19 protein-coding genes and 1 pseudogene are annotated in these 20,498 nt (G+C 64.2%); 10 read left to right on the top strand and 10 right to left on the bottom strand.

What is annotated here, in order from left to right; genetic code table 11:
* Positions 1 to 35: 35 nt before the first annotated feature.
* Positions 36 to 575 carry an Lrp/AsnC family transcriptional regulator gene (locus NKJ88_RS14675; protein ID WP_023724276.1) on the bottom strand — a complete coding sequence of 180 codons (540 nt, stop codon included), beginning with the start codon at positions 573 to 575 and terminating at the stop codon, positions 36 to 38.
* A gap of 48 nt (positions 576 to 623) precedes the next feature.
* Between NKJ88_RS14675 and NKJ88_RS14670 the strand changes: the two genes are divergently transcribed.
* A complete protein-coding gene (locus tag NKJ88_RS14670; protein WP_023696650.1) occupies positions 624 to 1,802 on the top strand; it encodes an MFS transporter in 1,179 nt (392 codons plus the stop codon).
* Positions 1,803 to 1,862: 60 nt separating this feature from the next.
* On the top strand, positions 1,863 to 2,282 hold the full coding sequence (locus NKJ88_RS14665) for a GNAT family N-acetyltransferase (protein WP_023684459.1): 420 nt from the start codon (positions 1,863 to 1,865) through the stop codon (positions 2,280 to 2,282).
* Here NKJ88_RS14665 and NKJ88_RS14660 read toward each other — a convergent pair.
* Positions 2,279 to 3,394 (bottom strand): anhydro-N-acetylmuramic acid kinase, encoded by a 1,116-nt coding sequence (locus NKJ88_RS14660; RefSeq protein ID WP_352444476.1) that lies wholly within the window; start codon positions 3,392 to 3,394, stop codon positions 2,279 to 2,281. The genes NKJ88_RS14665 and NKJ88_RS14660 overlap by 4 nt on opposite strands.
* Before the next feature lie 213 nt (positions 3,395 to 3,607).
* Here NKJ88_RS14660 and NKJ88_RS14655 point away from each other — a divergent pair, with 213 nt between their 5' ends.
* The 5 genes from NKJ88_RS14655 (at position 3,608) to NKJ88_RS14635 (ending at position 8,371) form a co-directional block, all read left to right on the top strand.
* Entirely contained in the window at positions 3,608 to 4,291 is a 684-nt protein-coding gene (locus tag NKJ88_RS14655; RefSeq protein WP_023668581.1) for an SDR family NAD(P)-dependent oxidoreductase, read from the top strand.
* A 172-nt stretch (positions 4,292 to 4,463) separates the two neighbouring features.
* Positions 4,464 to 5,318 (top strand): MetQ/NlpA family lipoprotein, encoded by an 855-nt coding sequence (locus NKJ88_RS14650; RefSeq protein WP_023668580.1) that lies wholly within the window; start codon positions 4,464 to 4,466, stop codon positions 5,316 to 5,318.
* Between the two features lie 84 nt (positions 5,319 to 5,402).
* The gene (locus NKJ88_RS14645) at positions 5,403 to 6,491 is read left to right on the top strand and encodes a methionine ABC transporter ATP-binding protein (protein WP_023687042.1); all 1,089 of its coding nucleotides are present in this window, start codon (positions 5,403 to 5,405) and stop codon (positions 6,489 to 6,491) included.
* On the top strand, positions 6,472 to 7,128 hold the full coding sequence (locus NKJ88_RS14640; protein WP_023668578.1) for a methionine ABC transporter permease: 657 nt from the start codon (positions 6,472 to 6,474) through the stop codon (positions 7,126 to 7,128). The genes NKJ88_RS14645 and NKJ88_RS14640 overlap by 20 nt, the downstream gene beginning before the upstream one ends.
* A gap of 136 nt (positions 7,129 to 7,264) precedes the next feature.
* Positions 7,265 to 8,371, top strand: coding sequence for an isopenicillin N synthase family dioxygenase (locus NKJ88_RS14635; protein ID WP_352444473.1), 1,107 nt, complete (start codon positions 7,265 to 7,267; stop codon positions 8,369 to 8,371).
* Positions 8,372 to 8,531: 160 nt separating this feature from the next.
* Here the strand turns inward: NKJ88_RS14635 and fba are convergent, their stop codons facing one another.
* The 3 genes from fba to mtnK form a co-directional block, all read right to left on the bottom strand.
* The gene (gene fba / locus NKJ88_RS14630; protein ID WP_023729260.1) at positions 8,532 to 9,596 is read right to left on the bottom strand and encodes a class II fructose-bisphosphate aldolase; all 1,065 of its coding nucleotides are present in this window, start codon (positions 9,594 to 9,596) and stop codon (positions 8,532 to 8,534) included.
* Between the two features lie 315 nt (positions 9,597 to 9,911).
* Positions 9,912 to 11,006: an S-methyl-5-thioribose-1-phosphate isomerase gene (gene mtnA, locus NKJ88_RS14625; protein ID WP_023668575.1), complete on the bottom strand. Its 1,095-nt coding sequence runs from the start codon at positions 11,004 to 11,006 to the stop codon at positions 9,912 to 9,914.
* Complete coding sequence (gene mtnK / locus NKJ88_RS14620; RefSeq protein WP_023668574.1) at positions 11,003 to 12,271, bottom strand: S-methyl-5-thioribose kinase; 1,269 nt, start codon at positions 12,269 to 12,271, stop codon at positions 11,003 to 11,005. Before mtnK ends, mtnA begins: the two co-directional genes overlap by 4 nt.
* Before the next feature lie 137 nt (positions 12,272 to 12,408).
* Between mtnK and NKJ88_RS14615 the strand changes: the two genes are divergently transcribed.
* The 3 genes from NKJ88_RS14615 to NKJ88_RS14605 all read left to right on the top strand — a co-directional run bounded on the left by NKJ88_RS14615 (position 12,409) and on the right by NKJ88_RS14605 (position 16,089).
* Positions 12,409 to 13,920 carry a sugar ABC transporter ATP-binding protein gene (locus NKJ88_RS14615; RefSeq protein ID WP_023709946.1) on the top strand — a complete coding sequence of 504 codons (1,512 nt, stop codon included), beginning with the start codon at positions 12,409 to 12,411 and terminating at the stop codon, positions 13,918 to 13,920.
* Positions 13,921 to 13,994: 74 nt separating this feature from the next.
* Positions 13,995 to 14,990, top strand: a complete 996-nt coding sequence (locus tag NKJ88_RS14610; protein WP_023668572.1) for an ABC transporter permease — start codon at positions 13,995 to 13,997, stop codon at positions 14,988 to 14,990.
* 46 nt (positions 14,991 to 15,036) lie between these two features.
* The gene (locus NKJ88_RS14605) at positions 15,037 to 16,089 is read left to right on the top strand and encodes a substrate-binding domain-containing protein (protein ID WP_352444470.1); all 1,053 of its coding nucleotides are present in this window, start codon (positions 15,037 to 15,039) and stop codon (positions 16,087 to 16,089) included.
* Between the two features lie 71 nt (positions 16,090 to 16,160).
* On the opposite strand, the gene NKJ88_RS14600 is transcribed toward NKJ88_RS14605, so the two are convergent.
* The 5 genes and pseudogenes from NKJ88_RS14600 to NKJ88_RS14580 form a co-directional block, all read right to left on the bottom strand.
* Positions 16,161 to 16,448, bottom strand: a complete 288-nt coding sequence (locus tag NKJ88_RS14600) for a type II toxin-antitoxin system RelE/ParE family toxin (RefSeq protein WP_023704831.1) — start codon at positions 16,446 to 16,448, stop codon at positions 16,161 to 16,163.
* Positions 16,441 to 16,701 (bottom strand): ribbon-helix-helix domain-containing protein, encoded by a 261-nt coding sequence (locus NKJ88_RS14595; protein ID WP_023704832.1) that lies wholly within the window; start codon positions 16,699 to 16,701, stop codon positions 16,441 to 16,443. The genes NKJ88_RS14600 and NKJ88_RS14595 overlap by 8 nt, the downstream gene beginning before the upstream one ends.
* A 94-nt stretch (positions 16,702 to 16,795) precedes the next feature.
* A pseudogene (locus tag NKJ88_RS14590) lies at positions 16,796 to 17,130 on the bottom strand (D-alanine--D-alanine ligase A); the annotation flags it as partial.
* 214 nt (positions 17,131 to 17,344) lie between these two features.
* Entirely contained in the window at positions 17,345 to 19,399 is a 2,055-nt protein-coding gene (locus NKJ88_RS14585) for a bifunctional aldolase/short-chain dehydrogenase (protein WP_023709180.1), read from the bottom strand.
* Between the two features lie 94 nt (positions 19,400 to 19,493).
* On the bottom strand, positions 19,494 to 20,465 hold the full coding sequence (locus NKJ88_RS14580) for a sugar-binding transcriptional regulator (protein ID WP_023754042.1): 972 nt from the start codon (positions 20,463 to 20,465) through the stop codon (positions 19,494 to 19,496).
* Positions 20,466 to 20,498 lie beyond the last annotated feature (33 nt).

Genomic DNA, 20,498 nt, shown 5'->3' with positions numbered 1-20,498 from the left:
TTGTTGTGGCCCCGGCAAGACGAAGATAGCGCAGATCAGTACAACGGCGTGGCCATATGCCGGGGCGTCGGCCATTGCGCGGTGATCTCGGGCTGCACCGGGCGCTCGAGATAGGTCGACAGCACGACATAGCTTCGCGTCGAGGTGACGCCGGGCGTTTCGTAGAGACGCGCCAGCAGGCCTTCGAGCGCCCTGGTGTCCTCGGTGCGGACCTTGAGCAGCAGGCAGGTGTCGCCGGCCACCGAATGGATTTCCTCGACCTCAGGATATTGCGAAACGGCCATCAGCTCCGGCGTCTTGCCCCAGCCCTTGGTATCGATATGCACGAAGGTGAGCAGCGGCTTTTTCACCGCCTTCGGGTCGATGATCACAGCCGTGCCGCGGATGGCGCCGCTGCGCCGCAGGCGCTTGACCCGCTCATGCGCCGCCGGCGGCGACAGGCAGACGCGTTCGCCAAGTTCGGCGTAGCTGATCGTCGCATCCTCGACCAGCACGCCTAATATTTTTCGGTCGATTGCGTCGAGCTCTCGGGGAGCTACCTTATTCTGCAGAACCCCATCTGTTTCTTCGTCCATATCGAAATTCCTTGTTGTCGCGGAATTCAGTTCGGCCATTATGACCCGATGACGAACGCGCATCAAGCTGCAACGCTCCATCAGCCGATCCCGGCGCTGGCCTATCTCCTGACCGGCTGCATCGCCGTCATCGGCTCGAACTCGCTGGTCCTGGGTCCAATTGCTCCGGCAGTCGCCGCATCCTTCGGCACCAGCGTGCCGGCGGTGATGGCCGCGTCGGCTGCCTTCGGTCTCGGCACTTCCGCCAGCGCTTTGTTCCTCGCCCGCTATATCGACGGCGTCGGCGCCCGCCGCATGCTGCAGGGCGCTCTGCTGTTGCTGACGGTCGGGCTTCTCGCCAGCGCGCTGGCGCCGACGGTGATCATGCTGGTCGCGGCCCAGGCCGTCGCCGGCATCGCCGCCGGCGTCGCCATGCCGGCCATCTATGCCAGTGCAGCGGCAATTGCGCCGCCCGGCCGCGAAAGCGGCACGATCGGCGTCGTGCTGACCGGCTGGACGGTCTCCATGGTGGCCGGCGTGTCGCTGTCGGCCGTGCTTGCCGATCTCGTGCACTGGCGCGCCGTCTTCGCCGCCGTCGCGGTGCTTTCCGCCATTGCGCTTGCTGCCTTGTCGATGACCTCGCTCAGCGACGTCAGGAAGAGCGGCCCGGCGCCGTCGCCGTTCGTTGCGCTGGCCATTCCGGGCATCGTGCCGCTGCTCATCGCCTGCACCGCCTTCATGACCGCTTTTTACGGCGTCTACGGCTATCTCGGCGATCATCTGCACCAGGATCTGGGCGAGCCCGTCAGCGCCAATGCGCTGGCCGCACTCGCCTACGGCGCCGGCTTCGGCGCCGCGGCCTTCCTCGACGGCGTCATCGACCGCATCGGCGCACGGCGCGTCATGCCTTTCGCCTATCTGCTGGTCGCCGTCGTCTATGTCGCGATCGCGCTCGCAAGCAGCAATTTCGTGCTGATCCTGGCTATGATCGCCATCTGGGGCCTTGCCAATCATTTCGGCCTGAACGTGCTGGTGATGCGCCTTACCGCGCTCGATCCGTCGCGCCGTGGCACCATCATGGGCCTGAACAGCTCGGTCACCTACCTCGCCGTCTTCATCGGCACCACCAGCTTCGGGCCGCTTTATTCATCGTTCGGCTTTGCCATCTGCGCCATCGTCGCCGCCGTGCTGATGCTGGTTGCGGCAGCAGCGGGGTCATGGCGATCGCCGCTGCCCATCAAGCCGTAAAGCTTGCGTTCTCATCCCGTCCTTCGCTAGAGCTTGGCTTGCCATGCGAGCCCCGCCCGGATGAAGACGACGCTTGAAACCACTGCCGACCCCTCGTCAGACGACCTCGCCTTCCTGGCCGAGCGGCTGACGGCGTTCAATGACGGCGATGTCGGCCCCTCCGGCCGCAAGCCGATCGCCGTCTTCGTTCGTGATGAGCACGGCGCTGTCGTCGCCGGCATTTCGGGATACACCGCCTGGGGCTGGCTCTATGTGCAGTGGCTGTGGGTCGACGAACGCCTGCGCGGCCGGCATATGGCCGGCGACATGCTGGGCGCTGCCGAGGAGGAAGCGGTCAAGCGCGGCTGCCAAAACGCCTGGATTGATACGTTCAATCCGACAGCGGCCAAAGTCTATGAGCGGCAAGGCTACCGGCGCTTCGGCGAACTGCCTGACTTTCCCGTCGGCCGCAGCCGCATCTTCCTGCAGAAGAAGCTCTAACCTGCCAGCCGCCCGCCTTGCATCGGCCGCGGCACGCCGGTGGTGCTGGGAAAGCTGATCGGCAGGCCGCGCAGCACGCGCACGGCAAGGAAGGCAAAGCATTCGGCCTCCACCGCATCGCCTTTCCAGCCCAGTGTCTCGGCCTGCACAACCTCGACGTTGGCGCGCCTCGCCAGCATCGCCATCATCGTCGGGTTGCGGCGGCCGCCGCCACTGACCGCCAGCCGCTTCGGCCGGCGCGGCAACAAATCGAGCGCCTTGCCGACGGCCGAGACGGTGAAGGCCGTCAGCGTCGCCGCCCCATCCTCTGCGCCGAGGCCGTCGGCCATGGCGGCGCCGAAGTCGAAACGGTCGAGCGATTTCGGATAGGGCTTGGTCAGATACGGATGCTGGAGCAATTTGGCCAGCCGCACTTCATCGACGGTGCCGGCCGCGCCCAGTGCGCCGTCGCGGTCCATCTCGCCGAGGCCGTTTGCCTTGATGAAATCGTTGAGCGGCGCGTTGGCCGGGCCAGTGTCGAAGGCGACGATGTTGTCCTTGCCGTCCCACCAAGTGACGTTGCCGACACCGCCGAGATTGAGCACAGCGGTGTCCCCGCTGGCGTCGGCTTCCCTCAAAAGCGCCGCGTGGTAGGCAGCCGCCAGTGGTGCGCCCTGGCCGCCAGCGCGCACATCGTCCGAGCGGAAATCATAGGCGACCTTGGCGCCCAAAATGGAATGCATCAGCGCGCCATCGCCCAACTGGCGCGTATCGCCGCGCCGCCCGGGTTGCGGGGCACGATGCAGCACGGTTTGGCCGTGAAAACCGACCACGCCGATATCGCCCATGGTCAGGCCGTAGCTTTCGACAAGGTCCTTCACCGCCGCCGACTGCGCCCGCGTCAGCGCCTCCTCGGCTTCGGCAAAGATCGCCGGCTCCGGCCCGTCGAAATTCCACACCCGGGCCTGACGCAGCGTCTTCTCCAGCAAGGCACGGATCGCTGCGGGGTAGGGGGCCAGCGTATAGGTGCCGAAATCGGCGATCCGCTCGCCATCGGTCTTGATCAGCGCCACGTCGATATTGCCGTCAAGCACGGTGCCGGTCATCAGGCCGACGGCCCAGATTGGTTCCACGGTCGACTCCCTTGCGACACCGTTTGCGATTCCAACGCAATCACCTGTCGGACGGATTGTCTCGCCAGGCAAGACCCTGGCCGCGGTCGATTGCTCCGAACCTGCCGGCAGGGTTTTTCACCGAACAGCGAAAATCGAGCAACGTCGTTCTTGCGTCTCGCCGCTCAAGACGCCAGCTATGAGACGAACACGTCATCGCCAAGGAGAAACGACATGGCATCCGAAGTCGCAGTGATCGCCGGCGCGGGTGCGGGCCTGAGCGCCTCTTTGGCACGCCTTCTCACCACGGAAGGCTATCGTGTGGTGCTGGCCGCCCGCAACACGGCCAAACTCGCGGCGCTGGTCGGGGAAACCGGCGCGCTGGCCGTCGAAACCGACGTCGCCGATCCGGCCTCCGTCGCCGGCCTGTTTGACGCCGCCGACAAGCAAGGCCCGCTGGCCCTTGCCGTCTTCAATGCCAGCGGCCGCACGCGCGGCCCGATCGCCGAGGTCGATCCCGATGCGGTCAAACAAGCCTTGCTTGTCGGCGCCTATGGCGGCTTCCTGGTCGGCCAGCAAGCGGCGCGGCGGCTGCTTGCGCGCGGCTCCGGTTCGATTCTTTTCACCGGCGCCTCCGCCAGCATCAAGGGCTTTCCCAACTCCGCCGGCTTTGCCATGCCGAAATTCGGCCTGCGCGGTCTGGCTCAGTCGATGGCGCGCGAACTCTTCCCGAAGAACATCCATGTCGCCCATTTCATTATCGACGGCCAGATCGAGCCGGTCGGGACGAAGCCCGAGCGACCGGACAGCCAGCTGTCGCCCGATGCGATCGCGCAGACCTATCTCGCGACCCATCGCCAGCATCGCAGCGCCTGGAGCTTCGAGGTCGAGCTGCGGCCCTTTGTCGAGACATTCTGACCGGTCCGGCGTGACCGTTCTCGCAATTGCGAAATCTTTGAGAGAATATTCCCGGCTTCGTGTTTGAGAAGAAATGCGGTTCTTTGATCCGGCAAGCAGCATTGCCGATGATGTCGTCAAGGCTTGGTATTCCACCTCGCCGCAATGACTTCAGGATTACGAGGGATCGACAATGTCCGAACGCGGAAACGCTTCCAGCTCTCTTCTTTTTTCAGCCATCAGCCGGCGAGCTGCCCTTGCGGCACTTTTTGCCTCGGCCGTCACGCTTGCCGGTCTGGCTCAGCCGACGCCGTCCTTCGCCGAGGACAAGAAGTCTATCAAGGTCGGCATCATCAGCGGCGAGGATGAGGATGTCTGGCGCGTCGTCGTCGCCCAGGCCGCCGAAAAAGGCCTGACCGTCGAGACCGTGGTGTTCAACGACTACACCCAGCCCAACGAGGCGCTCGAGCGCGGCGAGATCGACGCCAACGCCTTCCAGCACCAGCCCTATCTCGACAACCAGATCAAGACCCAAGGGTACCACATCGTGCGCGTCGGCTACACCGGCGTCTGGCCGATCGGCCTCTACTCCAAGAAATACACCAAGGTTGCCGACCTGCCCGAAGGCGCCGTCATCGGCTTGCCCAACGACCCCTCGAATGAGGGCCGCGCGTTGCGCGTTCTGCAGAACGAAGGCGTGATCAAGCTGAAGGACGGCACCGGCATCCTGGCGACCACCGCCGACATTGCCGAGAACCCGAAGAAGGTCGTCATCAAGGAACTGGATGCCGGCATTGTCGGGCGCTCGGTCGAGGATCTCGACGCGGCTGTCGTCAACACCGACTGGGCGCTGAAGAGCGGTCTCGGCCCGGACAACCGCATCGCCCAGGAGCCAGTGGCCGACAACCCCTACCGCAACTTCATCGCCGTGAAATCCGGCAACGAGAACGAGGCGTGGGTGAAGACGCTGGTCGCGTCCTACCAGAACGAGGCGGTCAAGGCCGAGTTCGACAAGGTCTACAAGGGCACCGGGATCAGCGCCTATTGATTGGCGCCTGGTTGTCAGGAGCAGGCGGCCCGCTGTTGAGCGGGCCGCTGTCGCATTTTGTCGAGCGTTGAAACGGACAGTGAGATGAACCAGCACGTCACGGCCGAGGCATCCGGTCCGGTCAATATATCGGCCGGGCAAGAAGATGTCGTACGCCTGGTCGACCTCAAGCGCCGCTTTGGCGCGACGCCTGCGCTCGACGGCGTCTCGCTGACGGTGCGCAAGGGCGAGATCCTCGGCATCATCGGCCGCAGCGGCGCCGGCAAGTCGACGCTGATCCGCTGCCTCAACGGGCTGGAGCGGCCGGACTCCGGCGACGTCTTCATCGAGGGCCGCGAGATCGGCCGGCTCGGCGAGCGTGAATTGCAGCCGCTGCGGCGTCGCATCGGCATGATCTTCCAGCACTTCAATCTGCTGTCGGCCAAGACCGTGGAGGACAATGTCGCGCTGCCGCTGAAGATCGAGGGCCGCCCAAAGGCCGAACGGCTGGCGCGCGCCGCCGAATTGCTCGACCTCGTCGGCCTGTCGGAGAAGGCGAAGGCCTATCCGTCCTCGCTGTCGGGCGGCCAGAAGCAGCGCGTCGGCATCGCCAGGGCGCTGGCCGCGCGGCCGGCGCTGCTGCTGTCCGACGAGGCGACCTCAGCGCTCGATCCGGAGACGACGCGCTCCATCCTGGCCTTGCTGAAAGACATCAACCGGCAGCTCGGCCTCACCATCCTGCTCATCACCCACGAGATGGAGGTGATCCGCTCGATCGCCGACCGCGTCGCGGTGATCGATGCCGGGCGCATCGTCGAACAAGGCCCGGTGTGGTCGGTCTTTGCCGAGCCGCGTTCCGAAATCACCAGGAGCCTGCTCGGCGGCATCCGCCCGCAACTGCCGGCCGAGATTGCCGGCCGGCTTGCTCCCGGAGGCGGCGCCGAGCTCATCCTCAGGGTCGACGTCGCAGGTGAGGCCGCGCGCGGTCCGCTGCTGTCCGATCTTGCGGTGGCCGTGCCGGGACGGTTCCGCCTCGTCCATGGTGGCATCGACCATGTCCAGCAGCAGCCGGTCGGCACGCTGTTCCTTGCGGTCGCGGGCAACGATCCGAAACATCTGTCCAAAGTAATCGCATTCCTGAAGGCCCGCGACGCACGGGTGGAGGTGCTTGGCCATGTCGCCGGTTCTGTTTGAACTTCTGCTGCGCTCGATCTGGGAGACGGTCCTGATGACGGCGGCATCGGGCCTCATCTCGCTCGTCTTCGGGCTGCCGCTCGGCCTGGCATTGATTGCCACCGAGCGCGGCGGCATTGCCGAAAGCCTGTGGGTGAACCGCGCGCTCGGCGCCGTCATCAACGGCTTCCGCTCGGTGCCTTTCATCATCCTTCTGGTGGCGCTGATCCCGGTGACGCGGCTGATCGTCGGCACCTCGATCGGCACCTGGGCGGCGATCGTGCCGTTGTCGATTGCGGCGACGCCCTACTATGCCCGCATCGCCGAAGTGTCGCTGCGCGAGGTCGATCGCGGCCTGATCGAGGCGGCGCGCGCCATGGGCGGCAACCGCTGGACGATCATCCGTGAGGTGCTGGTGCCCGAAGCTTTGCCCGGCATCGTTGCTGGTTTCACGGTGACGCTGGTGACCCTGATCGGCGCCTCGGCCATGGCCGGCGCCATCGGTGCCGGCGGGCTTGGCGACCTCGCCATCCGCTACGGCTACCAGCGTTTTGAGACCAGCGTCATGGTCGCCGTGGTCATTGTGCTGATCATCCTCGTTTGCGGCATCCAGTGGGTCGGTGACCGGCTGGTCGCCAGGCTGGACCGGCGCGGATGAGCGCCACGAACGTTATTTGCCGGCAGGCTGCCAAACGCAGCGCCGGCTTTCTCTATCGGCGCCGAGATTGGATTGCGCGTTGCTTTGATCGGACCGGCCTGCGTGCCACCGTGACAGCGGAACAAGGAGCTTGACCATGCCCAGGATCGTACCCGTGCTTGATCTCGGCCGTCTCGAACAGGGCGCTTCCGAGCGGCGAACGTTTCTCTTCGACCTGCGCACGGCCGCGCGCGATGTCGGCTTCTTCTATTTGACCGGCCACGGCATATCGGCTGCGGATACCGCAGAAGTGCTCGACGCCTCGCGCCGGTTCTTTGCCTTGCCGGAAGCCGACAAACTGGCGATCGAAATGGTGAAGTCCTCGCAGTTCCGCGGCTATACGCGCGCCGGCGGCGAGCTGACCAAAGGCAAGGCCGACTGGCGCGAACAGCTCGACATCGGCGTCGAACGCCCGGCCATCGAACAAGGCCCCGGCGTGCCCGCCTGGACGCGGCTGCAAGGGCCCAACCAGTGGCCGGCCACGCTGCCCGAGCTGAAGCCGGCGCTACTCGCATGGCAGGCCAAGGCGACGGCGGTGGCGATCCGGCTGCTCCGGGCCTTCGCTTTGTCGCTCGATCAGGCCGAGGACGCCTTCGATCCCGTCTACCGGGCCGAGCCCAACCATCGCATGAAGATCGTGCGCTACCCCGGCCGCGACGCCACCGGCGACAACCAAGGCGTCGGCGCGCACAAGGATGGCGGTTTCCTGACGCTTCTGTTGCAGGACGAGAGCAAGGGGCTGCAGGTCGAATATGACGGTGCCTGGGTCGACGTCGATCCGCTGCCCGACACGCTGGTGATCAACATCGGCGAACTGCTCGAGCTGGCCTCCAACGGGTATCTGAGAGCAACGGTCCACCGCGTGGTAACGCCACCGGCCGGTGTCGAGCGGATTTCGGTGCCCTTCTTCTTCAGCGCCCGGCTCGACGCCACGATCCCGCTGCTCAACCTGCCCGAGGAACTGGCGGCCGAGGCGCGGGGTCCGGCCAGCGATCCCGACAATCCGCTGTTTCGCAATGTCGGTACCAATGTGCTGAAGAGCCGCCTGCGCTCGCATCCCGACGTGGCGCGCCGGCACTACGCCGATCTCCTGGAAACCGGCGCTCAGCCGGCTGAAATCTTTCAAAACGAGAACGAAATTTCCGAATCTCACGTTCTTTTAGAAAGCCGTTCGTCGCCATCTGCCGCGAATACGCGCATATAGGAATTATCGTTCGGCGGTTTCCTCCCATTCCACCGAGCGGTGTTCCCCTCTGAAGGTTCTTGACCTTCTTTTGGCCGGGCCGCTTTCGCGCCCGGCCTTTTTTATGTCAAGAGCTCTTCTTTCTTCCCCACAAGGGGAGAAGGAAGAGGCGCCAGGTACTTCACCCAAACTTCGGATCAAGGCTGCCCGACTTGTACCGCTTGGCCATCTCAGCTACCGGCAGCGGCTTGATCTTCTGGGCATTGCCGGCGGTGCCGAACTGCTCGAAGCGCTCCTTGCACAGCTTGCGCATCGCCGCCATCGCCGGCGTCAGATATTTGCGCGGATCGAACTCGCTCGGGTTTTCGGTCAGCACCTTGCGGATGGCGCCGGTCAGCGCCATGCGGTTGTCGGTGTCGATGTTGATCTTGCGCACGCCGTGCTTGATACCGCGCTGGATCTCTTCCACCGGCACGCCCCAGGTCGGCTTCATCTGGCCGCCATATTTGTTGATGATCTCCTGCAGGTCCTCGGGCACCGAGGACGAGCCGTGCATGACCAGATGCATGTTGGGCAGGCGGCGGTGGATTTCCTCGATGACATTCATCGCCAGCACCGCGCCGTCCGGCTTGCGCGAGAATTTGTAGGCGCCGTGGCTGGTGCCCATGGCGACAGCCAGCGCATCGACATGGGTGTCCTTGACGAACTCGACCGCCTGCACTGGGTCGGTCAAGAGTTGGTCGTGGCTGATCGCGCCTTCGACGCCGTGGCCGTCTTCCTGCTCGCCGCCGCCGCTCTCAAGCGAACCGAGCACACCGATCTCGCCTTCCACCGACACGCCGCCCCAATGCGCCATGTCGACGACGCGCCGGGTGATGCCGGAATTGTAGGCATAGTCGGCTGGCGTCTTGCCGTCCTCTTTCAGCGAGCCGTCCATCATCACCGAGGTGAAGCCGTACTGGATGGCGGTGACGCAGGTGGCTTCGTTGTTGCCATGGTCGAGATGCATGCACACCGGGATGTCGGGGTGGATTTCGACCAGCGCGTCGATCAGCTTGGCCAGCACCACGTCATTGGCGTAGGCGCGGGCGCCGCGGCTTGCCTGCAGGATGACCGGCGACTTGGTCTCCTCGGCCGCCTCCATGATGGCGAGGCCCTGTTCCATATTGTTCATGTTGAAAGCGGGTACGCCGTAGCCGTACTCGGCGGCGTGATCGAGCAATTGTCTCAGTGTTATGCGAGCCACCCAATAGTCTCCCGTATCTGGTTTCAAGCGCAACGTCGCGGGCCGGCCGGTTGCCGGCCAGATGCTTCTGGCCGGATTTCGCCAGAACCGCAACCGTCAGCCGCCATCGAGGCCGCAATTCTTGTTGCAGGGCTGAAATCCGGTAGCCAGCCGGTGAGGCGCTAATCTCCCCCATTGAGGGGGAGATGGCCGGCAGGCGAGAGGGGGTCGGTTCGACTGGAGCGCTAGCGTCATCTGTCGGTGCTGGGAGGTCGCGTCAGGACGCGCCGACCCCCTCTGTCGCCTTTGGCGACATCTCCCCCCTCGAGGGGGAGATTATCCGCGTTCGGGGAACATTGCCTTCAACCCTTCGCGCGAAGCCTTGGCCACACCGCGCTCGGTGATCAGCCCCGTCACCAGCCGTGCCGGCGTCACGTCAAATGCCGGATTTGCCGCCGGCGTCGCTTCGGGCGAAACCCGCACCTGCGCAATCTTGCCGTCCGCCGTCTTGCCCCAGACCAGCGACACCTCGTCACCGGAGCGTTCCTCGATCGGGATTTCGGTCAGGCCATCACCCACCGTCCAGTCGATGGTCGGCGAGGGCAGAGCGACGTAGAAGGGCACCTCATTATCGGAGGCGGCGAGCGCCTTGAGATAGGTGCCGATCTTGTTGCAGACGTCGCCATTGGCCGTGGTGCGGTCGGTGCCCACGATCACCATGTCGACCGCGCCACGCTGCATCAGATGGCCGCCGGCATTGTCGACGATCAGCGTGTGCGGCACGCCGTGGCCGGCCATCTCCCAGGCGGTCAGCTGGGCGCCCTGGTTGCGCGGGCGCGTCTCGTCGACATAGACATGGACCGGAATGCCGGCCTCGACGGCGAGATAGATCGGCGACGTGGCGGTGCCGTAATCGACCGTCGCCAGCCAACCGGCGTTGCAGTGGGTGAGGATGTTGACCGGCTCGCCCGGCTTCTTGCGTGCCGCGATCTCCTTGATGATGGCAAGCCCGTTCTCGCCGATGGCGCGATTGAGATCGACATCCTCGTCGGCGATTTCGGCAGCGCGCTTATAGGCCGCCTCCGCGCGCTGTCCCAATACGATCGGCCTGAGGAACCGCCGCATCTCGTCCAGCGCCCAGCGTAGATTGATCGCAGTCGGCCGCGTCTTGTGCAGCGTCTCCCAGACCGCGTCGAGCGCTTCGTCAGACGGATCGTCCGCCATCTGGATGGCGACGCCGTAGGCCGCGGTGACGCCAATCAGCGGCGCGCCACGAACCCACATGTCACGGATCGCGGTGGCGATGCCGGCAACGCTCCCGATCGTCTCGACCCGGAACTCGTGCGGCAGCCAGCGCTGGTCGATGATCTCGACCGAACGCTGGTCGTCGCTCAGCCAGATGGTGCGGTAGTGGCGCTCGCCGACGTTCAAATCCTGCTCTCCCGTTCGATCAAAGCGGCCAGATTATTGACCTCGTCCATGCCGTGAATCTGGCGCCGGTTGACGGCGATGTGACGGCCGAATTTCAGCGCCTTGGCCTCGCAGGAGGCTCGCAGATCCTCGTCCTCGATGGTCTCGAAATCGGCATTGTGGGCGAGGCCGAGGATGCGCCGGTGCACCTCGATGCCGGCAAAGCCCAAGAGGTCGGTCCAGATCTGGTGCAGCACATGGTCGAGCGCCTGCTCCGAGGCGAGAATGTCGCCCTGATCCTCGAACAGGCTCTTCTGGTAAAGCATGCCGGTGCGCTCGGTGCGCCATAGATGCGAGAACTCGGCGCGGAACACCGTCCAGGTGTCGTTGGTCACCCCGAGCAGATAGGCACGCATGGCGTCACGCTTGCCCTTCTGTTCATGGCCGCGCTGCGAGAAGTAGGACATCCAGAAATTGGCGAGCAGCATGCCTACATCGAAGGCCATCGGACCGTAGAAGGCGAACTCCGGATCGATCATCCGCGTCTCGGTGTCGGTGACCATGATCGAGCCCGAATGCAGGTCGCCATGCAGCAGCGTCTCGGCGTTGGCGGCGAAGATATGCTTCAGCCGCTGCGCTTCGACCTTGAGGTCGCGGTCGGCGCGCAGTTCGGCAACCAGGCCGTCGAGCTGCGGCGAGGTGTGCCGGTTCAGCTTGGCATCGAAATATGGGTCGGAAAACACCAGGTCTTCGGTGATGCCGCAGAGCTCGACATTGTCGGCAAACAGCGCCAGGTCGGCCTTGCGGTCCTTGGTGGGCATGGAGAGATCAGAGCCGCGGAACAAAGTGCGGGCCATGAACAGGCCGATGTCGCGGGCGATATTTGGCAACTCGCGGCCGTCGATCAGGGCACGGCGCAGGATGATGTGCGGCGGCGCCAGATATTCCATGATGATCAGCGCCTGGGCTTCGTCAAAATGGAGGATCGCCGGCACCGAGCCCGGCGCGCGCGCCTCTTGCCGCGTCAGCGCGTGATACTCGAAGAAGGAGCGTTTGAGCGGCAACGGCCAGCTGTCGCCGACGAGGCGAACATAGGGCAGGGCCTGCTTGACCACGGCCGCACCCGAGCCGCCTTCGACAATGAAGACGAGGTTCAGATTGCCGTCGCCGACCTCGCGCACCTTCCAAGGGCCCTTGCCGATTTTGGCGCACAGCGCTTCGTTCGTACCGAGGCGCGTTGCAAGCGTCTCCACCGACAGTGCTTCAAACGGCAATTTCGCAGTCATTCCTCACCCTCCCGCTTGCTCGCTCCAATCATAGTGGAGCGATGGCGGTGAGGCCAAGCTAGGAAGCTGACTGGCAATTGTCAATCGAGTTGACAATTGATGACGTAGCCCATAGCGTCATCTTCAGGGAGGAACGAATGGGCAATGATGCCGTGTTCCGCGTGGACGGGCTGAGGAAATCCTTCGGCCATATCGAGGTGCTTGGCGGCGTCTCGCTCGAACTGCATGCCGGTGAGATCACCGTGCTGATGGGCGCCAACGGCGCCGGCAAGTCCACCCTCGTCAAGATCATCAGCGGCGTCTACGACCATGAAGGCGGCATCATGCACCTCGCTGGCGGCAACTTTGCGCCGAACACGCCGGCAGAGGCGATCCGCGCCGGTGTCGTTACCGTGCACCAAAACATCAATGACGGCGTCGTCGCCGATCTCGATGTCGCCACCAATCTGACGCTCGACCGGTTGACCGGCAAGGGCGCGCCGCTGCTGTTCAACCCCGGCCGGGTGCGCCGCGAAGCCAAAGCGGTGGCCGACCGCATGGGGCTCGCCATCGACCTCAAGGCCCGCATCAGCGACCTGTCGCTGGCCGATCGCCAGATGGTGGCCATCGCGCGCGCCATGGCGCACCAGCCGAAAGTGCTGATCCTCGACGAGCCGACCTCGTCGCTGTCCAGCGCCGAGGCCGACCGATTGTTTGCGCTGCTCGACCGCTTGCGCGAGCAGGGCGTCGCCATCCTCTACATCTCGCATCGCATGTCGGATATCAGGCGGCTGGCCGACCGCATCGTCTCGATGCGCGATGGCGTCATCTCAGGCGTCTTCGATAGCAAGCCTCTCGACTATGAGGGCGCCGTTAACGCCATGCTCGGCCGCAAGATCCATCTTGACCGCATCGAAGCCAGGAGTTCTGCCGAGCCGATCCTGACCGTCGATGCCTTCCGCATCGCCCCTGGTGCCCGGCCATTCTCGCTGACTCTCGGCGACGGCGAGGTCGTTGCCATTACCGGCCTCGTCGGCGTCGGCAAGACAGCGCTCGCCGAGACGCTGTTCGGCCTGCGCAAGCCGCTGTCCGGTACGATGACTTTATATGGCAAGCCCTATGCGCCTGGGTCGACGGGCGAAGCCATCGCCGCCGGCGTGTTTCTGGTCGCCAAGGACCGTGGCGAAAACGGCATCGTCGGCGGCTTCAACATCCAGGAAAACATCAGCCTGCCCTTCCACAAGCGCATGTCGCGCTTTTCAGTTCTCAAACGCGGCCTTGAACGCACTATTGCCCGCCGGCAGATCGAGGATCTCGGCATCGTCTGCCGCTCGGAGAAGGACGACATGACCACTCTGTCGGGCGGCAACCAGCAGAAGGTGATGGTGGCCCGCTGGATGGCGCAGGACGCCCGATTGTTCATTCTCGACGAACCGTTCCAGGGCGTCGATATCTCCGCCAGGCGCGACATCGCCGCCAAGCTGAGGGCCAGCGCCAATGGCCGCGCCACGCTGCTGTTCGTCACCGAACTCGACGAGGCACTGGAGACGGCCGATCGCATATTGGTGATGTCCGAGCAGACCATCGTCGGCGAACACCGCAACGCCGATGTCGATCTCGACCGTCTGCTGGCCGAAGTCGCGGGCGGGCCGTTGCACAGTGCGGCCTGAGCCACGATGATTGAAGAACTGAGGGTTGGAATGGAGTGCACGGGTTTGAGTTGGGTATTGACGGCGGGCGCTGAATGACGCTGCGCGATTACGCTATCCGCTACGGGTTCATCGTGCTTCTGTTCGGGCTGATCGCGTATTTCGCCATCGCCGCCGACGGGTTCGTCTCGCCGCAAAGTGCCGTCTTCATTTTCCAGTCGGTCGCCATCACCGGCGTGCTGGCGCTGGGCGTCACCGCCACACTGGTTGTCGGCGGCTTCGATCTCTCGATCGGCTCGGTTGCCACATCGGCCATGATGGCGGCTGCCTATGTCATGGTGGTGCTGGAGCAGAACGTTGTCGTCGCTGTCCTCATCTGCCTGCTCATCGGCGCCCTTGTCGGCCTCATCAATGGCTGGCTGATCGTCTATATGCGCGTGCCCGATCTGCTGGCGACGCTCGGCATGATGTTCCTGCTCGTCGGCCTCCAGCGCATCCCGACTGAAGGACGCTCCATCGCCACCGGTATGACAATGCCGGACGGCTCGGTCGCCAACGGCAAATTCTCCGACGCCTTCCTGGCGCTCGGCCGCCACCGCTTCGACTTCTTCATCCCGAACCTCATTCCGGTCTCCGTGGTCGTGCTGATCGTGCTCGCCGTGCTGATCTGGTTCTTCCTCGAATACACACGCTTCGGCCGCATGATGTATGCGGTGGGCAGCAATGAACGGGCCGCCGAACTCGCCGGCGCGCCTGTCAAGGCATACAAAATCTGGGCCTACGTCATTTCAGGAGTTTTTGCCTCGATCGGCGGGATTTTGCTGGCCGCACGGCTTGGACGCGGTGACATCGCGTCGGGTAATAATCTGCTGCTCGATGCGGTTGCCGCGGCGCTGATCGGCTACGCGGTGCTCGGCGCCGCCAAGCCGAACGCCTTCGGCACCGCCATCGGCGCGCTGTTCGTCGGCATCCTGCTGCAAGGCCTGACGATGATGAACGCGCCTTACTACACGCAGGATTTCGTCAAGGGCGTGGTTCTCGTCGTCGCCCTTGTCTTTACCTTCGCCCTTTCCGGCCGGGGCAGGAGATAGAATGGCTGCCGGGACAGTTTTGGGTTCAACAAACGGAGGAAAGAACGTGAACATCACAAGACGACTTTTGGGGAAGGTCGCGCTCGGATTGGCCGGCGCAACAATGCTGATGCAGGTCCCGGCCTTTGCCGCCGACAAGCCGGCGCCGTTCGACAAGCCCGGCGTCAAGATCGCGCTGGTGCGCTATCTCTCGACCGGCGATTTCTTCCAGGCCTATCTCTCGGGCGTCGAGTCCCAGTCCAAGGCGCTCGGCATCGATCTGCGCGTGCTCGACAGCCGCCAGGACGCCGCCCTTCAATCCGACATGGTCGACCAGGCCATCGCACTCGGCGTGCAGGGCATCATCATCCAGCACGGGCTGACGGAATCGATGAAGGACGCCGCCCAGCGCGCGGTCGATGCCGGCATCAAGGTCGTCGCCTTCGACGTCAATGTCGAAAACCCCAAGATCCCGCAGATCGAACAGTCCGACAAGGACCTTGCGCGCCTGGCGCTCGAGCAGGCGGTCAAGGACAATGGCGAGAGCTGGAACGCCGGCTATGTCTATGTCGCTGGCATCGCGCCGCTCGACCGCCGCAACGAGACCTGGGTCGACGTGAAGAAGAAACATGCCGGCATCAAGGAAGTCGCGATGTTCGGCACGCTCGACAACCCGATCGCCAACTCGGTCGCCAACCAGGCGCGGTCGGTGCTGCAGGCGCATCCCGACATCAATGTGATGTTCGCGCCCTATGACGAGTTCGCCAAGGGTGTGAAGATCGCCGTCAACGAGGCGGGGCTGAACAAGAAGATCAAGATCTACTCCGCCGACATCTCTACCTCGGACATCGCGGCCATGCGCGAGACCGACAGCGCCTGGGCCGCCACCGCCGCCACCAACCCTGCCGTCGTCGGCCAGGTCTCGGTGCGCGCGCTGGCGCAGCTGCTCGCCGGTGAAGATCCCGGCCACAACGTCATCGTGCCGCCGACGCTGATCACCCAGAAGGACCTGATCGACAAGGACATCAAGAACATGGAGGACCTGTCGGCCAAGCTGCCGCAATTCGCCCATGCCGATGTCGCCATGCCGGCCTGGATGCCGAACCCGAACGCGAAGTAGGATCGGTCGTCTGATAGATGCGAAGGGCGGCTATGGGCCGCTCTTTTCATATTGATGGTAAGCCTGCCGGCCTACAACCAATGGTCTGGATCGCGCATCCCGGGGACAATCGCCACAGCGATAACACCATCGGGCTGCGGCTCGTAGATGATGATATAGCGGTCTTCGACGAGCACGCGGGCCGTTGCGCTTAACTCGGGCCGTGCGCTGCCCATCTTGGGGTGCTGCGCCGCCAGCTCCAGTCTTTCGAAAATGCGCATCAACAGTCTGTCTGCTGCCTTTTCATTGTCGGCGGCGATGGTGTGCCAGATGTCTCGCAAATCCTGCGAAGCGCGCGGTGTGAGCCGATGGCTAGCCACGGGCGCGGCGTTCTGCCTTCAGGCTGCGAATGAACTCGGTGTGGTCGACAGCCACTGGCTTGCCGCTGCCCATCCCGTCGGCATAGGCCCGCTTCAAGTGCTGGAGTTCGAGCGTGCGCAATTCCTCGCGCTGCTCCCATAAGCGCAGGGCGTCGCGGACAATCTCGCTGTTGGAAGCATAACCGCCACCTTCGATAGCGCTTTGCAGGCGAGCTATCTGCTGCGCGGTAAGGGATATGGTGAGGGTGCGCATAGGTTCGTTTTTCATACCCACATTATAATGCAGCCAACAAGATCTAACAATATCTGTTAGGAATCTGCCCCTGCATCATGACCGCCCGACGCGCACCAGCCACCGCGCCGTCCTCGCCATGCAGGCGTGCAGCACCGGAACACCATATTCGATGGCAGGCAGGTCATGCGGCGCCCTTGGCGGGATCGCCAGCATCCGCCATGCCCGCCCGGCGGCAGGCAAAGCTGCGTCCCATCAGACGGTGTCGCCAGCGCGCCGTCCTTGAAATCGCTTAGCAGCCATTGGCCTTCGCGGGTGACGAAGGTGGGAACGGAGTCGTATTTCGCCGATCCAGAGTACGCATGACATGGTTGCCGAAAGCAGCGAAACCTCATGCTCGGCGGAGCGCCCGCCGAACAGCACGCCGACACGAAGTCTCTTCGCAGCCATCGACAACTCCACCAAGGATCAGGGTCGGAGCTCGCATGCGAAACACAAGGCGCGCCCTAAAGTGGTCGAGCAATAGGCCAAGGATTGGAGTGGATTTTGACCAGTTCGAGCAGTTTTTCAGCACGACCTGCAAAAGCAGTTCTCCGCCTGGAGTCCTTCAGGTGGGAGAGCGGTTCGTCGTTTTGGTGAACGATGAACCGCTCCAGGTCTATGTCTAGCGCAGCGCTGCGGCGATGTTGCCACCGTCGACCGTCGTCACATCGGCGGTGGTGCGTTCGGCCAATGCTTGGTGCAGGAAGGCCTGCGCCACGTCTTCTGCCGTCACCTCCTGTCCGAGCAGATTGCCCGACATGTATTCCTTCTCCGACACGCCGCGCGCGCCGGAACGGCTGGCGATCATGGCGTCGGTCAACAGGCCGGAGCGGATGCGGTCGGCGTTGACCGCATTGGAGCGGATGCCGTGCGCGCCGTAGTCGAGCGCATATTGCCGGGACAGGAATAGCGTCGCCGCCTTCGGCACACCATAGGCGCCGAATTTCGGACCCGGGTTGACCGCCTGCTTGGAGGTGTTGAACAACAACACACCGCCGGTGCCCTGTTCCAGCATGATGCGCACCGCGTTCTGCGCCGCCGACTGGTGGGCGAAGAAGTTGAGCTCGAAACTCTTGCGCAGCAGGGCATCGTCGAGCTCGCCGATGCGGCCTTCCCAGGCGGCACCGGCGTTGGAGACCAGAATGTCGACGCCGCCATAGACAGCGACAGCTTTGTCGAAGGCGGCGCGCAGCTCGGCCGGGTTGGTGATGTCGGCGCCGACGCCGATCGAATTGTTGCCGGCTGCCTTTGCCGCCTCGGCCGCCCTGGCCGCATCGAGATCGACGACGACGGCATGCGCGCCATTGGCGGCGAACAGTTTTGCCGTCGCAGCACCGATCGCGCCGGCGCCGCCAGTGATCAGCACCACCTGGCCGGTCAGCGGCTTCGGCTTGTTGGAGGCGAGCTTGGCCTGCTCAAGCGACCAGTACTCCAGCGGGAAGAGGTCGGCCTTCGATAGAGGATGGAAGCTGCCGACGGCCTCGGCGCCGCGCACCGCCTCGATCCACATCTCGCCGACATCAGATGCGATCTTCGCATCCTTCAGCGTGCGGCCATGGCCGAACATGCCGAGGCCCGGCACCAGCGTCAGCCGCGGCATCGGGTCGAGCATGGTGCGCTGGACGTCGTCCAGCGCATCGTTGGTTTCGAAATAGGCGCGATAGTCGTTGGCGAAGGCGTCGACATGGCTCTTGATGACGGCCTTGTAGTCGCCAATCTTGTCGGCGTCTGGCGCCGGAACCGCCATCGGTCCGGTCTTGATGCGGATCGACAGGTCGGGCGTCGACACGCCGCGTCCGGCATAGTCTGCAATGCCGGCCGAATTGATGAAATCGACAATGGCATCCGAGGTGCGGAAGTCGCTGATCATGCGGTCGAAGCGGCCTTCGCCACGCGCCACCGCCACCGCGCCACGCAGCATCGGCGCGATCGCTGCCGGCGTTGCGAGCTTGGCCGGCAGTGCGGCTTTCGCTGCCTTCGGCTTGCCGTTCTTCGCCACATAGTCTTCGGCCACGTTCACATAATGGATCATGCGGTCATAGGCCTGCTTCGCAGCGTCGCCGAAGGTGAAGATGCCATGCTTGTCGAGGATCAGGCCTTCGACGCTGGGGTCGGCGTCGTAGACATCGGCGGCCACCTTGGCGAGGTCGAAGCCCGGCTTGATGTAGGGCACGTACCCCATCTTGTCGCCGAACACGGTCTTGATCAGCGGCTTGCTGTCCGCCTGGTCGACGATGGCGAGGATCGCGGTCGAATGCGTGTGGTCGACGAATTTATGCGGCAGGAAGGCGTGCAGCAGCGTCTCGACCGATGGATTGGGGGAGGCGGGGTCGATGAGGTTCGCCCGCTGCAGCGCCACCATGTCCTCGTCGGCGAGGCTGGCCAGCGCACGCGCCTTCAGCAGCGCGCCGAGCTTGACCGCCGGCAGGCCTTGCGGCTCGATCACACCCATGTCCCAGCCGCTGCCCTTGACGCACAGCACATCCCATTCGTCGCCGACGAGATCGGTGGCCTTGGTCTTGCAGGAGGTGTTGCCGCCGCCATGCAGCACCAGCCGCGGCTCGCCGCCGAGCAGCCGGGTCGTGTAGACGCGCAGCGCGAGGTCGCGGGCAACGCCCTTTTTCGCATAGTCGGCAACCAGTCTTTCCGCGTCGCCGTCATTCCAAAGGTTCTTCATGTCGCTATGTCCGCTTTGCTGTCTTTGATGTTGCTGTGAACAGGAGTGCCGCGACGCCTTGATGACAATGCGCCTGCTGCTGGGATTTCGTTGGTCAGGAAGCCTTTTTTGCCCCCGCACTGGCTCCGGCATGGTCGAGCAGCCGCCGCGCCATGCTGGCGCCGACGACGAGATGCGTGCAGAGTCCGCCGGCGAGCGCGGCGAGCAGCGGTTCGAACTTGCTGTCTTCCTGCACCACCATCAGCCGCTTTTCGATCTGGCGCAGTGACGACAGCGAGGCCGAGATGACGCGGCGGTTGTAGCTGCAGTCGAGCGCCTTGCCGGTGGCATCGATGATCTGGCCGGCAACGACGCCGGCGGCGCCCGCTTCGCGCAACAGCCCCATCTCGCCGGGGCTGAGCGCGCCGCATTTGACGACATGGCTGTCGGCGTCGACGGTGCCGACCGAATAGAGCGCCAGATCGCAGTTGGCAATATCGGCCAGTTGTTCGCGGATCACCGGTTCGGCGCGCAGCCCATGCGCCAGCAATTCCGTCGTCAGCACCAGCGGCGCGTAGAAATTGAGGCCCTTGGCGTTGAGCCGCCGGGCGATCTCCATCGTGCACTGGTCGGGACGGTAGGAGTAGGGCGCGCCGAGATTGCCGCAGAGCTGCACAACGGTGACGTCCTGCAGGTCGGCATAGGACATGACGTCGGCGATAGTGTAGACGGTGCGGCCCCAGGCGACGCCGATCCGGTCGCCCTTCTTGACCAGTTCGAGAAAGACGCCCGCCGCCAGCACCGCAACGTCCGTCGAAGGGTCGACGACATAGGCATTCTCCGGCGCGATCCACACCGCATCAAGCTTGAGCGCGTCCTCGAGCTGGCGTGCCAATACGTCGTCGGTGAACAGCTGCGTCGAGGTCGAGATGTTGACGATGCCGGTCTCGCGCGCCTTGCGCAAATACATGGCGACCGAGGCGCGGGAGATGTTAAGCTGGCTGGCGACCTGGTCCTGGCGCAGGCCATGGGCATAATAGAGCCATGCGGCCTTGTGTATAAGCTGTTCTGCCGGTCGGATCGCCATGCCGTCTCCTCGGCTGACATTATTCACGGCTCT

This window comes from Mesorhizobium sp. M0016, assembly GCF_040324035.1.
Taxonomy (GTDB): domain Bacteria; phylum Pseudomonadota; class Alphaproteobacteria; order Rhizobiales; family Rhizobiaceae; genus Mesorhizobium.
The sequence above is the reverse complement of the archived record's forward strand: the minus strand, read 5'-3'. Positions and strand labels throughout refer to the sequence as shown.